The sequence below is a fragment of the Bacillus sp. 17RED48 genome (genome assembly GCF_019837545.1).
GTDB lineage: Bacteria > Bacillota > Bacilli > Bacillales > Bacillaceae_G > Bacillus_A > Bacillus_A wiedmannii.
This window is the reverse complement of the sequence record NZ_JADAXG010000003.1, coordinates 44888-57945: the sequence shown is the minus strand read 5'-3', so window position 1 is coordinate 57945 and position 13058 is coordinate 44888. Positions and strand designations below refer to the sequence as shown.

The window sequence follows — 13058 nt, the reverse complement described above, 5'->3', positions numbered from 1 at the left end:
TCGTAAAGAATTTAAAAAATAAAAATGGATTTGATTGTAGTAATAACAAAAGAGGTTAATGCTCTAAAAGTGGTTTGAAAGAATTGAATGTCTTTGAAATGATTAATTCTCTATAATTATGTTCCCAAAAAATTCAAAACCTTTTTTGGGATCTAATACATTATTTGTAATGAATCTTAACAAAAGCTTTTTATTTGACTTTCCGTGATACCTTCAATTAATCCCAGTTCACTAATCAAAAATTCGTGTGCGTTATCTAACATTTTCTTTTCGCTTGCATTAAGTGCTTTTTCTTTCTGCATACGTAATAAATCACGTACAACTTCAGCACCTTCTTGTATTTTACCCGTCTTTATTTTATCAGTGTTCAATTTATACCTTTGTTTCCACGTAAGTAATCTATCAGATTCTCCATGTTGAAAAATATCCAATATGTGTGCTATTGCCGTTATATCCGTGACTGGTCGTATATTTGAGCTCAATATTCTCCCTGCCGGAATCATTACTTCCATATTACTACCCGACATTTTTATAACATAATATTGTTGTTTTTCTCCTGTGATTTCCTTCTCTTCTATGGCTTTAATTATACCTGCTCCCTGCATTGGATAAACAATGTTATCGCCAATTTGAAACAAATAATCCACCTCCATATATGGTAACCTTCTCAATCTTAACACACAATCAATTTTTTAGCAAAATTTTTATTTTATCATAAAATTATTTTTAATGTCAATCCTTTCGAACTAAGAAAATAAATTCGTAAAATATCACTAACAACCCACAATCTTATTACCTTTTTCCACACATATATACATTCTAATTTCACCTTCTCTTTTTACATAAAAACACATTACTACATATAAGTAGTAATGTGTTTTTTATACGGAACCGTTAAACATTCCCTATTGATTTCACGCCTATATACTAACCTGCTTACGGACTGTCTCTCTCGCTAAAAGAAAACTCATAATCACTTGCGCAGCTACTCGACTCGTCATATCTCTGAAATCAAGGGTTGGATCAATTTCTACTATATCCATCCCTTGAACAAGCGGTTCTTTACCAAGAAATTCAATCGCATCAAGTAAAGTCGTACTATCCATACCGCCAGGACCAATTGCTGGACAACCTGGTGCAAATGCTTGATCTAGTACATCCATATCAAGAGAAATGTAAATAGAAGTCACGCCTTGCTTTCTTAATACTTCAATACTTTCTGTGATGATATCTTTGATTTGTCGCTCTCGTACATCTTTCATTGTATACACTGTCACGCCATGTTTTTTTGCATATTCATGGTACGCTCGTGCATTTGAAAAATTACGAATTCCGATTTGAACGAGTTGTTTTCCTTTAATGACATCATTTTCTAGCAAACTACGGAACGGTGTACCATTTGATGGGCCACCATCATCTAAATTACGTAAATCATGATGGGCATCAAATTGAATAACACCGACCTTCCCTTTACTATTTGCAAACCCTGTTATACTTGGAAAACTAATCGAATGGTCACCACCAAGAACGATTGGTATCATGTTCGGATTTACTTTCGTTACATGACCAACTGTTTTCGCAATGCGCTTATGACTTTCTTTTATATCAGTCACATGCATCGTAATATCGCCGCAATCATATAAGACACTTTCTTTCATATCATGTTCTTCTGTAATTGCGTACGTGCTATATGCATCTAACATTGCACGAATTGTTTTTGGCGCAAAACTTGCTCCTGAATGACTAATAGATGGTTTAGAAAGGGGTGCTCCAATTAAGGCAGCACCGAATATTTCCAAGCCTTCCTCCCAATCTTTAATCATCTCACTCCATTTCGTCACTTCACGATCGATAAACTTTGCATTTTTCTTTAAATAGTGGCCGTGCTCCACGATTGTTCACCTCTTGTATATGCGATATTACCATTCTTCCATACTGTATTTACATGACTCACGCCGTAATGATACGGTACGTAAGCATAATTGTAAGCATCCCATAAAACTAAATCTGCCTTACGACCAACTCTAATCTTTCCAGCTACATCACCTCGATTAATTGCGTAAGAAGAATTAACTGTTACGGCATTCCAAACTTCTTCTGGTGTCATTTTCAGCTTGAGCATTGCAATGCTCATAATAAGCTGAATGTTCTCAGTTGGACAACTACCTGGGTTAAAGTCTGTAGCCAAAGCAACTGCAACACCTTCATCGATCATTTTACGTCCACGAGCAAAGCTTTCTTTATTTAAATAGAAAGTTGTTCCTGGTAATAAAGTAGCTACTGTATTAGAGTTTGCAAGCATTTCAATTCCTTTATCAGAAGCGCCCACTAAATGGTCCGCTGATGCTGCACCAATTTCAGCCGCTGCTTCTGCACCACCAAGAGGGTCAATTTCATCTGCATGAATTTTCACATCAAAGCCAAGCTCTTTCGCTTTTAATAAAAACTCTTTTGATTCTTCGACAGAGAACACACCTGTTTCGCAGAAAATATCAACGAATTCAGCTAATTGCTTCTCTTTCATTTCTGGTAGTAGGTCTAACATCCATTGTAAAAATTCTTTCGATCTACCTTTATACTCTTTCGGAACTGCATGAGCACCTAAAAATGTGGAAACTAAATCGATTGGATGCTCTTTTTGTAATTGTGCAGTTGCCTCTAATTGTTTCCATTCCGTCTCATCATCTAATCCATAACCACTCTTCGCTTCTACAGTTGTAACTCCGAAAGATAACATACGGTCTAAATGGAATTTCGCTTTTTGAACAAGTTCTTCTCTCGATGCCTGTTTCGTTGCATTTACAGTTGAAAGAATACCTCCGCCTTGTTCTAAAATTTCTAAGTACGGAACTCCTTGTAATTTTAGTGCGATTTCATTTTCACGAGATCCACCAAATACAAGGTGAGTATGCGGATCAACAAGACCAGGAGAAACCATTTTCCCTCCGCAATCAATAACTTCTTTCGCTTGTAATCCTTTCGCTTCTTCCGCTGTTCCAACGAAAGTAATTACGCCATTTTCAATTCCAACCGCACCGTTTTCGATAACAGGAAGCGTGTTCATCGCTTCCCGTCTTAACAAGCCATCTTCTTGATCCATTGTTAGTAATTGACCGATATTTATTAGTAAAGTGTCCAGCATGTTTTCTCCTCCTTATTTCATCATCGGAATGTTAACGCCTTTTTCTTTCGCAGTTTCCACAGCTAAGTCATATCCTGCATCAACGTGACGAACAACACCCATACCAGGATCAGAAGTTAATACGCGCTCAATACGTTTTGCTGCTGCTTCTGTTCCATCTGCAACGATAACCATTCCAGCATGAAGTGAATAACCCATACCAACGCCACCGCCGTGGTGAACAGACACCCAGCTCGCACCGTTTACACTGTTAATTAATGCATTTAAAATTGGCCAATCGGCTACTGCATCACTACCGTCTTTCATCGCTTCTGTTTCACGGTTTGGAGATGCTACTGATCCGCAATCTAAATGATCACGACCGATAACGATTGGTGCTGATAATTCACCATTTGCCACCATTTCATTAATAATGCGACCAAATTTCGCGCGCTCACCGTAACCTAACCAACAAATACGAGATGGAAGACCTTGGAACTCAACTTGCTGACGAGCCATACGAATCCAGTTACATAAATGCTCATTATCCGCAAACTCACGTAATATTACTTCGTCTGTTTTATAAATATCTTCTGGATCACCAGAAAGTGCTACCCAGCGGAATGGTCCTTTACCTTCGCAGAATAATGGACGGATAAATGCTGGAACGAATCCTGGGAAATCGAATGCATTTTTCAAACCTTCATCGAAAGCAACTTGGCGAATGTTATTTCCGTAATCAAATGTAATTGCGCCTTTTTCTTGCATAGCAAGCATTGCTTCTACATGTTTTGTCATACTTTCTTTTGATAATTGTACGTAACGTTCTGGATCTTCTTCACGAAGTTTCGCTGCTTCTTCTAATGTGTAACCTACTGGAATATAACCGTTTAATGGATCATGAGCAGATGTTTGATCCGTAACTAAATCTGGCGTAATATTGCGCTTCACTAGTTCTGGTAAAATCTCTGCCGCATTTCCTAATAAACCAATTGAAATTGGTTCTTTCTTCTCTTTATACTCGTTCGCAACCGTTAATGCTTCTTCTAATGATTCTGTATACATATCACAATATCTCTTTTCAATACGACGATCGATGCTGCGCTTATCAACATCAATAGCAATGACAACACCGCCGTTCATCGTTACAGCAAGAGGTTGTGCACCACCCATACCACCTAAGCCAGCAGTAAGTGTTAATGTACCTTTTAATGAACCATCGAAATGTTGACGTGCCGCTTCGCCAAACGTTTCATATGTTCCTTGTAAAATACCTTGTGTTCCAATGTAAATCCAGCTACCTGCTGTCATTTGTCCGTACATCATAAGACCTTTTTTCTCTAGTTCACGGAAATGATCCCAGTTCGCCCACTTCGGTACTAAGTTTGAGTTCGCTAAAAGAACGCGAGGTGCATCTTCATGCGATTTAAAAATTGCAACTGGTTTTCCTGATTGAACAAGTAATGTTTCATCGCTTTCTAACGTTTTTAATGAATCTACAATCGCATGGTAGCTTTCCCAGTTACGAGCTGCACGGCCAATTCCGCCATATACAACTAATTCTTCTGGTTTTTCAGCAACTTCAGGATCTAAATTGTTCATTAACATACGAAGTGCAGCTTCTTGAACCCACCCTTTCGTTTGTAGCTCTGTACCTCTTGGCGCGCGAATTGTTTGTTTAACTTTTTCCATTTCAATCTCTCCCTTTTCTCATTTTATAGTGCTGCGTTTACATCTAATCTTTCTTTTATCGAATAATTCGTTTTTAACCAGTGCGTAATATTTTCAATATCCGTTGAGAATATGCGATCATTTGTAATAGAAGGTACTTGTTGACGACCTTGATGGTAGAAGCTCTTCGTCACTGTACTCATGTTTTCAATACCGCGATATTCTGCTGCTTGCATCGCGCAAATCATCTCAATTGAAAGAACACGTCTTACATTTTGAATAATTTGATGTGCATGGCGTGAAGCGATTGTTCCCATACTTACGTGATCCTCTTGGTTAGCTGACGACGGGATTGAATCAACACTCGCTGGATGTGCTAACGTTTTATTTTCAGAAACAAGTGACGCTGCAGCGTATTGCATAATCATTGCACCAGACTGAAGTCCTGGTTCTGGACTTAAAAATGGAGGTAAATCATTTAATTGCGGATTTACTAAACGCTCAATACGACGCTCTGAAATATTTGCAAGTTCCGCCATTCCTACCTTTAAGAAGTCCATCGCAAACGCAATCGGTTGACCATGGAAATTCCCACCCGAAATTACTTTTTCCCCACCATCAAAGATTAGTGGATTGTCCGTTGCTGCATTCATTTCAATTTCTAATTTTTCTTTCACATAATTTAAAACTTGCCAAGAAGCACCGTGTACTTGCGGGATACAACGAAGTGAATATGCATCCTGTACACGTAGTTCTCCTTGTTTTGTTGTTAATTTACTATCATGAAGGATGTCACGAATTCTGCTCGCTACTTCCACTTGCTCTTTATAACCACGTGCTTTATGAACATTTTCATCAAATGCATCAATAATGCCTTGTAATCCTTCAATTGTCATCGAAGCAATGAATTCAGCTTGATACGCCATTGCTTCTGCTTCTATATAAGAAAGAACTCCTTGCGCTGTCATCGCCTGCGTACCATTGATTAATGCCAGCCCTTCTTTCGCTTCAAGTTCAATCGGTTCAAGACCTTCTTCTGTAAGAGCAACCATCGCATGAACTCGTTTCCCCTTATAGAACACTTCACCTTCGCCTAATAATACAAGCGCAAGATGAGATAAAGGTGCTAAATCGCCACTCGCACCAAGTGACCCTTGTTGCGGAACGACTGGATGAATTTTACGATTTACAAACTCAAGAAGCATATTTACAACAAGCGGTCTAACACCAGATACTCCTTTAAGCATCGTGTTCGCTCTTAAAATTAACATACCGCGTGATACTTCTTCAGGGAATGGATCACCTATACCGCATGCATGTGACTGAATTAAATTGTGTTGAAGTGCCTTTACATCATCTTTTTGAATAAGCACATCACTGAACTTTCCAAATCCAGTTGTAATACCGTAAACGACTTTTCCGTCCTCTACAATTTTCTCAACAACTTCGCGGCACTCCGCCACCTTTTGCATACTATTTGGACAAGCTGTTACACCTTCCCCTTCAAGTAACAACCTCTTCATTTCTTCAATTGTCAATGTGTGTCCTGTTAACGTAATCATTCTTTTTTCCTCCTTAAAAAGGCAAAAGGGGACCTTATCTTTTTAAGACAGACTTCTGTCCTAAAAAAGTAAGGCCCCCTTCTAACTAATAGACTATGGGCAAATCATATGTGATTAATTCCTAAACCAATCGCCTCATGCTCAGATCCTTTTACAGGTGCACCAATCGTTCCATATAATGCAACAGCAACCCATTCGCCTTCTTTTTTTCCGTCGTATGGTGTACCGCGCACAATCGCAAAGCGAAGTCCTACTGTACGAAGAACGTCTGCTAACTGAATTTGACCTCTCGTCACTCCGTACAAAGCTTCCATAATTGCATGATAAAGTGCATGTGTTTCTCTGTAAACATCTGTTTCAATAACTTGGGTGCTCTTAGCCGCTGTTTCCATTGCTGCTACAACTTTTTGCGAATTCATCGAACCCACTTTCCCCGTACAATACTTCCAACCTTTTGGAATAGATAATACAGGGCTTTCATTCTCATCCGCAAGTGCCAACAACATGGCCATACGACCAATTCGATGTGTTCCTTGAAGAAGCATGTGACTCTCTCATTTCTTTTAATTATTTGAATATTTCTTAATTTAAGAATATATGAAAACGGTTAAATCGTCAATAGTTTAAACTCACATTCGAACAATTTTTTCATCCCCTCCATTTGTGTACACAAATTATTTACACGAATTTTTCAGGCGTGCTATAGTCTCACTAACAGATACAAGGGGGCGATATTTCAATGACGAAGCGAAAAGATATTCATTTTCGAATTGAAGAAAAATTACTTGAAAGGTTTGAATCTGCACTCCATTACGAAGGTTTAAAGAAAACCGACGTATTAACACACGCGATTCAGCAATTTTGCACGAAGGTGGAATGTGAAAAAATGAATGATGTAAAACGCCAATATAACGTAAGCAACCATTTACAAACACGTATCGATACGCATAAACATTACGAAGAAAAACAAGCAAATTTAGATGAACTCGTCATGGAACATTTACAACTTCAAGGAGAAGAAAAAATATTAGAGGTTGGGTGTGCTAATGGAAATTTTCTTTCCCTTTTACAAACTAACGGTCATAAAGGCCAACTAACCGGTTTTGATCAATCAAAAACGATGCTTTCTGAAGCTGCAATAAAGAATAGCATAATTGAATGGAAACTAGGTGATGCTGGTAAACTTCCTTTTGAAGCTAATCGCTATGACTGGGTCATCGCAAGACATATGTTATATCACATGAAAGATGTCGAAAAAACAGTTCAAGGATTCCATAAAGTAATTCGTCCCGGAGGCTCACTTTTAGCTACAACAAATTCTGACGTTACATTACCTCGTATAGTTGAAATGTGTAACCGCATGTTAGACGCATTTGATTTACCGAAAACAACATCTTCAGTCACTCCATTTTGTTTAGAAAATGGTAAAGAAATATTACAATCTGTTTTTCCAACTGTTGAAGAAGCAGTTATTCATAATGCTCTCGTTTTTCATCATGCTACTCCGATTGTAAACTATATTTCTAGCATGTTTCCATCGCTAAATATACCTGATAATACATATCTTCACGCCGAAATGAAGGAATGGCTAAAAAAAGAAGTAGAAAATGAATTGTCACTTCATAACGGTATATGGCGCGATCCGAAAACGTTAGCCATTTATCGATGTCAAAAAGAAAAAAGCTAGCAAATGCTAGCTTTTACACATTCTCATGTAAAAGTTTCTCCATCATCATATTGCCCTTACCACCGTAAAAATTTATATTATGTTCGTTCGCTACTCCAAAATAAGAGGCAACTGCTATTCCGAATGGTACAAATGCATGCCCCTGTGCTGTAATAATATTTGAGTGTCGCACAACTTCTTCATACACAAAATTTTCTACTGGAAAACAATCTAACTTTTGATAATCTATAGTCGCTGTATAAGAAATCCCTTTAAATAAACCTGCTCTTGCTAACGCATACGGTCCAGCACAAATCGCAGCTACTAATTTTTCTTTTTCAGAAAATTGGCGAATGACTGAAAAGAGAATATCTGCGTCTTTCATATGTACTGCGTCTCCCCCTGGAATGATAATCCCCTCATATTCATCTACACCCACTTCACTTAATTCTATATGCGGTTGTACTTGCAAGCCTGTTTCACTTATAATCAACTCTTTTGTTAAGCCCGCAGTAATGATTTCATATTTCTTTTTCAGCAATGCTGTTGCTACTGTTATTTCAAACTCCGCAAATGTTGGGTATACGAATAATAATATTTTTTTCATAGTCCTTTCTCCTTTAACCAGCCCATAAAATATGCTTCTAACTCATCCACTGTTAATGTATTCGTGTCCACATAAGTTACAGGAAATTGTTTATACCATTCTTTTTCAGTTTCTACTAATTTAAATTGTTCTTCGAATGTACTTCGATTTCTTGCCCCGTCATTATTTTTTCTATCATATAAATTTTCTTTCGAAACATCTAAATAAAAAATTGCATCCGAACAGCATTCTCTTAATTTATACAATTCATCTTTTAATTCTGTTTCTATATCCCACTCTTTCCCTATCACTTTCGGATAAAAGAGTGTATAAAATTCAATATCTTCTGGTCCGCGATCAAAAATCACGACTGAATCTTTCACATTTTGAAACTCCTTTATTTTTGCTTCCATAAACATTTTTTGATTTATTATAAATCCTTCTTTTGAATTCATATCCAAATTTAATTGTTTTCGCTTTTCTACAATTGGATATGGATTTTCATATATAACTGAAAGCCCACATCTCTCTAACCTTTTAGCCAATGTTGTTTTTCCGCCTGCCATCGGTCCTTGGAGTGAAATTACATATGCCATTCCTCTCATTCCCTTGCATTTTATTATATCTATAATATACAGAATTTTAAAAACTATCAACGGAATATATATCATCTTGTTTCTTATTCTTATCTAACTTATAATAAAAATAGAGATTATGACGGACGCATCAATAATGTAAGCTTGGAAATCCAAGCTTACATTATTTTTTGCTTTCCCTTTTCTAATAAAAAGAGTATACTAGCTTAGAACGTATGTTCTTAATGATTACATACAGTAAGGAGATAGAACAATGGTATACGATACAAAAGCAATTTCTTGGAATGAGTCTTTAAAACAACTTCAACGCCGCTATACAAACAAACAAGTTGATCGAAAAGAATTTGAAGATATTGAACTGATGGAATTCTTCCGCGATAACGACTACATTTCTTTACCTACACATATAAGCGGCCTATCAACAGCACGTTTTACTTCTTACTCTATTTTCACAACTGAAGATAAAGATCGTAAAGTTGGCACATTAATCATTGAATATGTAGAAGATGATAATAATAATTTATGTGTTGAACAACTATACTTTGTTTAAATGATAACGCTTGGTCAAAATGACCAAGCGTTCTTGCTTTCTATGAATATCACTGTTTATAATATGAATAAAAGAAAACCGCAATCATTAAGGGGGGGATAAGCTTGCTCGAAGGATGGTTCAGTTGGTTCATAGTGCTATGGACTGTTATTTTATTAGGACTTATGTCTATCGGTGGATACTTTATGTTCAGAAAATTCCTAAAACGATTACCTAAAGAAGATGGTATGTCCATTTTAGATTGGGAAGAGCACTATATTAATAAAACTAGACATTTATGGGATGAAGAACAAAAACAATTGTTAGAAGAGCTCGTAAGTCCTGTTCCAGAACTATTTCGCGATGTTGCTAAATCAAAAATTGCTGGCAAAATCGGAGAACTGGCATTACAAGAAAAAGCCTCTCAAATTACACAAGATTTAATTATTAAAGGATATATTATTGCTACACCGAAACGTGATCATAAATTTTTAGTAAAAAAACTACAAGAAAAAGAGATTGATTATTCTAACTATAAATCTTTACTCGCAAAGTAACTTCACATTATTTTCAATAAAAAGGACAGCGCCTTTGACGCTGTCCTTTTTATTTTATACATATAACGTTTTCAAGTTAGCTTCATATCTTTTTCATTATAAAAACCATCTTCTTTTTCCATTTCCTTCTGTAATTTCGTAAAGGAACGGTACATAGCAATTCTCCATGACACAATCATCGCGAACGCCAGTAAGAAGAACATGCCACTAAGTTGTCCTAAATCAAGAGACTGACTTAAGTATGTTTTAAATACAATTCGCACGACAAGTAATCCAATTAATATAAAAACAAATGCTTTTGAACGCTTCAAATAAATCTCTTGTCCTCTAATTTCAAATTTAGATGTTTTAATAAGAAAAATAGAGAAAAACAAACCGACGCCAATTGCTTCTAACATTTCTGCTGGAGTTAATCGAAATTCAGGAAAAACAAACATCAACGCTCCCGTGCTCATAAAAAATGGTGGAAGTATAATTTTTTTCAATGTTGCCGGTTTCTTAGCTGCTTTTAAACGAATAAACATCGCACCAACAGCCATACAAACAGCAACGATACTGGATAAAACAACTATGTTCATATTTTCTCATCCTTTTTTGTGGCTATATGCAAAATATACTTTCATTATATGCTTTTCCGTTAGTATTTCCAACATTTTCACAGAATAATACTAAAAACCGGTAAAACCACCAAATAAACTTGAGAAATATACGATAATTTTCGTCATCCAGTTAAAATATAGGAAGATACCCATGACAATCATAACGTATCCCCCGATTTTCATGAATTTCATACTATTTCTTTTAATCCAAGACATTTTCGTAATAAAGAATGATAGCACGAAAAATGGGATAGCAAACCCAAGTATGTATGCTATCATATAAATCATTGCTGATTCTGGATTTGTTGCTGCTAATCCAATGACAGACACTAAAATAGGTCCAGTACAAGGCGTCCACCCGGCAGCAAAGGCCAATCCAATTAGAACGGATCCAAAATAGCCACTCGGACGATTTTTAAACGTAAATTTACGGTCTTGCATTAAAAACTTCGGCTTAAACACACCGACAATAATAAGACCGAACACGATGATAAATATACCACCTAACTGTCTAATTAAATCTTTATAATTTGTAAAGATGCCTCCAATAAAACTTGTACCAAACCCAATTGCAATAAATATAATTGAAAATCCAAGTAAGAAAAACGCTGTATGTATCATACTTCTTTTACGAAGCATTGCATTTTCTTCTTTCAACTCAGAAACCGACATACCTGTTATGTACGATAAAAATGCCGGATAAAGCGGTAAGCAACATGGGGAAATAAATGATAAAAATCCAGCGCCAAACGCTAAAAAAATACTAATATCTTGCATGATTCCACTCCTCTCCTTACATATTGTAGCAAAAACACATAAAAATACTATGAACAATTCGTGAACTCACTTTAACAACGTGATAATAAGAAAAACTCCCCTTACAAACAGTTTCTAATAAAACGTTTTCATTTCCTTCTATTATATAGAACAATCTCAATTGGACTACGAAACTTCTCTAATTGTTATTAACATAACAAAGGTAACATAGTTTCTCAAATGATTAGCACACTATAATGGACTACCCTTCTATCTCCCTAAAAAATATTTTTTTCAAATGCTGTCTTTATACAATACGAAGCTGATTTTACAATACTTTTATTATTACTAATTTCAAGATTATGCATAAATATCATACTTTTATTATTATTCTATAAAATGTCATACTTTTCTTTTATTTGACCCTTCATTTTTAATTTTGTATACTTCCCTCTAGTTATATATGTCCGTTAGGAACAATTTCATATAGATGGGAGGAATTTTTCATGCTTCGTTATTCTCTTTTAGTTTTATTAGGAGCGTGTAGTTATGGGATTTTAGCTATTTTCGTTAAACTTGCCTATGCAGACGGATTTTCACTTGGAGAGGTAATTGGCAGCCAATATTTGTTCGGTTGGATTATTTTGCTTGCTATTACTCTTCTATTTTCTAGACATCGTGTTCCATTAAAACAAGCGTTAATTTTATTCGTTGCAGGTACATCTGCAAGTTTTACTGGAATTTTTTATTATGCTTCATTAAAAACTGTACCAGCATCTATTGCAATTATACTTTTATTCCAATTCGTTTGGGTCGGAATTATTATTGAAGCAGTCGTAACAAAAACATTACCTTCAAGAGAAAAGGTTATTTCCGTTATTTTCTTACTTGCAGGTACATTTTTATCAAGTGGTTTACTAGAGAAATCAGCAGGTGATTTCGATATGACTGGAATCATACTAGGTTTATTATCTGCTGTTACATTCGCAACATACATTTTCGTGAGCGGAAAAGTTGCTGTTGAAGTACCTTCATTACCGCGCGGTGTTCTCTTAATGACTGGCGCTTTAACTTTAGTAATGATCGTATTCCCGCCAACATTTATTTTTAGCGGTGCAATTTCTGAAGGACTTTGGAAATACGGTTTAGGATTAGGAACATTTAGTATCGTTATTCCTTCTATCGCCTTTACAATCGGTATTCCAAAGATCGGTTCTGGCTTAGCGACTATTCTTGGTGCAGCAGAACTACCAGTTACAACAATTATGTCTGTATTCGTTTTAAAAGAAGCGGTGCTATCTTCACAATGGATCGGTGTATCACTTATTTTAATCGGTATTGCAATCCCGCAAATTGCCTATGCAATGCGTGGACGTTATCGTAAACATCATACACACAAAAAATTGGCAGCATAA

The 13058-nt window shown here is 36.1% G+C and carries 15 protein-coding genes; 4 read left to right on the top strand and 11 right to left on the bottom strand.

Features of this window, described 5'->3' with window-relative positions; all coding sequences use genetic code 11:
* Positions 1-176 precede the first annotated feature (176 nt).
* From ILT06_RS13230 to hutP, 6 genes are all read right to left on the bottom strand, one after another.
* The gene (locus tag ILT06_RS13230; protein WP_170771247.1) at positions 177-638 is read right to left on the bottom strand and encodes a CarD family transcriptional regulator; all 462 of its coding nucleotides are present in this window, start codon (positions 636-638) and stop codon (positions 177-179) included.
* Positions 639-920: 282 nt separating this feature from the next.
* Complete coding sequence (gene hutG / locus ILT06_RS13225) at positions 921-1892, bottom strand: formimidoylglutamase (protein WP_064477008.1); 972 nt, start codon at positions 1890-1892, stop codon at positions 921-923.
* The gene (gene hutI, locus ILT06_RS13220; protein ID WP_000887534.1) at positions 1871-3142 is read right to left on the bottom strand and encodes an imidazolonepropionase; all 1272 of its coding nucleotides are present in this window, start codon (positions 3140-3142) and stop codon (positions 1871-1873) included. Before hutI ends, hutG begins: the two co-directional genes overlap by 22 nt.
* A gap of 12 nt (positions 3143-3154) precedes the next feature.
* Positions 3155-4813, bottom strand: a complete 1659-nt coding sequence (gene hutU, locus ILT06_RS13215; protein WP_000416701.1) for a urocanate hydratase — start codon at positions 4811-4813, stop codon at positions 3155-3157.
* A 23-nt stretch (positions 4814-4836) separates the two neighbouring features.
* A complete protein-coding gene (gene hutH / locus ILT06_RS13210) occupies positions 4837-6354 on the bottom strand; it encodes a histidine ammonia-lyase (RefSeq protein WP_000631835.1) in 1518 nt (505 codons plus the stop codon).
* A gap of 104 nt (positions 6355-6458) precedes the next feature.
* Positions 6459-6899, bottom strand: coding sequence for a histidine utilization transcription antiterminator HutP (gene hutP, locus ILT06_RS13205; RefSeq protein WP_000926521.1), 441 nt, complete (start codon positions 6897-6899; stop codon positions 6459-6461).
* Positions 6900-7093: 194 nt separating this feature from the next.
* Between hutP and ILT06_RS13200 the strand changes: the two genes are divergently transcribed.
* Positions 7094-8041, top strand: coding sequence for a class I SAM-dependent methyltransferase (locus ILT06_RS13200; protein ID WP_064477009.1), 948 nt, complete (start codon positions 7094-7096; stop codon positions 8039-8041).
* A 13-nt stretch (positions 8042-8054) separates the two neighbouring features.
* Here the strand turns inward: ILT06_RS13200 and ILT06_RS13195 are convergent, their stop codons facing one another.
* Together ILT06_RS13195 and ILT06_RS13190 are read right to left on the bottom strand one after the other, a co-directional pair.
* Entirely contained in the window at positions 8055-8627 is a 573-nt protein-coding gene (locus ILT06_RS13195; RefSeq protein ID WP_064477010.1) for a DJ-1/PfpI family protein, read from the bottom strand.
* Positions 8624-9211: an AAA family ATPase gene (locus tag ILT06_RS13190; RefSeq protein ID WP_064477011.1), complete on the bottom strand. Its 588-nt coding sequence runs from the start codon at positions 9209-9211 to the stop codon at positions 8624-8626. Before ILT06_RS13190 ends, ILT06_RS13195 begins: the two co-directional genes overlap by 4 nt.
* Positions 9212-9455: 244 nt before the next feature.
* Between ILT06_RS13190 and ILT06_RS13185 the strand changes: the two genes are divergently transcribed.
* Both ILT06_RS13185 and ILT06_RS13180 read left to right on the top strand, forming a co-directional pair.
* The gene (locus ILT06_RS13185; protein WP_000262403.1) at positions 9456-9752 is read left to right on the top strand and encodes a hypothetical protein; all 297 of its coding nucleotides are present in this window, start codon (positions 9456-9458) and stop codon (positions 9750-9752) included.
* A 104-nt stretch (positions 9753-9856) separates the two neighbouring features.
* Complete coding sequence (locus ILT06_RS13180) at positions 9857-10288, top strand: DUF2621 domain-containing protein (RefSeq protein WP_000889390.1); 432 nt, start codon at positions 9857-9859, stop codon at positions 10286-10288.
* A 71-nt stretch (positions 10289-10359) separates the two neighbouring features.
* Here the strand turns inward: ILT06_RS13180 and ILT06_RS13175 are convergent, their stop codons facing one another.
* The 3 genes from ILT06_RS13175 to ILT06_RS32885 all read right to left on the bottom strand — a co-directional run bounded on the left by ILT06_RS13175 (position 10360) and on the right by ILT06_RS32885 (position 11824).
* Entirely contained in the window at positions 10360-10866 is a 507-nt protein-coding gene (locus ILT06_RS13175) for a CcdC family protein (RefSeq protein WP_001028637.1), read from the bottom strand.
* A gap of 90 nt (positions 10867-10956) precedes the next feature.
* Positions 10957-11664 (bottom strand): cytochrome c-type biogenesis protein CcdA, encoded by a 708-nt coding sequence (gene ccdA, locus ILT06_RS13170; RefSeq protein WP_001152684.1) that lies wholly within the window; start codon positions 11662-11664, stop codon positions 10957-10959.
* Positions 11665-11680: 16 nt separating this feature from the next.
* A complete protein-coding gene (locus ILT06_RS32885) occupies positions 11681-11824 on the bottom strand; it encodes a peptidase T (protein ID WP_087944407.1) in 144 nt (47 codons plus the stop codon).
* A 325-nt stretch (positions 11825-12149) separates the two neighbouring features.
* Here ILT06_RS32885 and ILT06_RS13165 point away from each other — a divergent pair, with 325 nt between their 5' ends.
* Positions 12150-13058, top strand: coding sequence for an EamA family transporter (locus ILT06_RS13165; protein ID WP_000947017.1), 909 nt, complete (start codon positions 12150-12152; stop codon positions 13056-13058).

Bases quoted from the DNA above. Each gene is read 5' to 3' on its own strand.
- ILT06_RS13195 (WP_064477010.1), bottom strand. From the start codon at position 8,627: ATGAAAAAAATATTATTATTCGTATACCCAACATTTGCGGAGTTTGAA.
- ILT06_RS13185 (WP_000262403.1), top strand. From the start codon at position 9,456: ATGGTATACGATACAAAAGCAATTTCTTGGAATGAGTCTTTAAAACAA.
- ccdA (WP_001152684.1), bottom strand. From the start codon at position 11,664: ATGCAAGATATTAGTATTTTTTTAGCGTTTGGCGCTGGATTTTTATCA.
- ILT06_RS13190 (WP_064477011.1), bottom strand. From the start codon at position 9,211: ATGAGAGGAATGGCATATGTAATTTCACTCCAAGGACCGATGGCAGGC.
- hutI (WP_000887534.1), bottom strand. From the start codon at position 3,142: ATGCTGGACACTTTACTAATAAATATCGGTCAATTACTAACAATGGAT.
- ILT06_RS13200 (WP_064477009.1), top strand. From the start codon at position 7,094: ATGACGAAGCGAAAAGATATTCATTTTCGAATTGAAGAAAAATTACTT.
- ILT06_RS13165 (WP_000947017.1), top strand. From the start codon at position 12,150: ATGCTTCGTTATTCTCTTTTAGTTTTATTAGGAGCGTGTAGTTATGGG.
- hutH (WP_000631835.1), bottom strand. From the start codon at position 6,354: ATGATTACGTTAACAGGACACACATTGACAATTGAAGAAATGAAGAGG.
- hutP (WP_000926521.1), bottom strand. From the start codon at position 6,899: ATGCTTCTTCAAGGAACACATCGAATTGGTCGTATGGCCATGTTGTTG.
- ILT06_RS13175 (WP_001028637.1), bottom strand. From the start codon at position 10,866: ATGAACATAGTTGTTTTATCCAGTATCGTTGCTGTTTGTATGGCTGTT.
- hutU (WP_000416701.1), bottom strand. From the start codon at position 4,813: ATGGAAAAAGTTAAACAAACAATTCGCGCGCCAAGAGGTACAGAGCTA.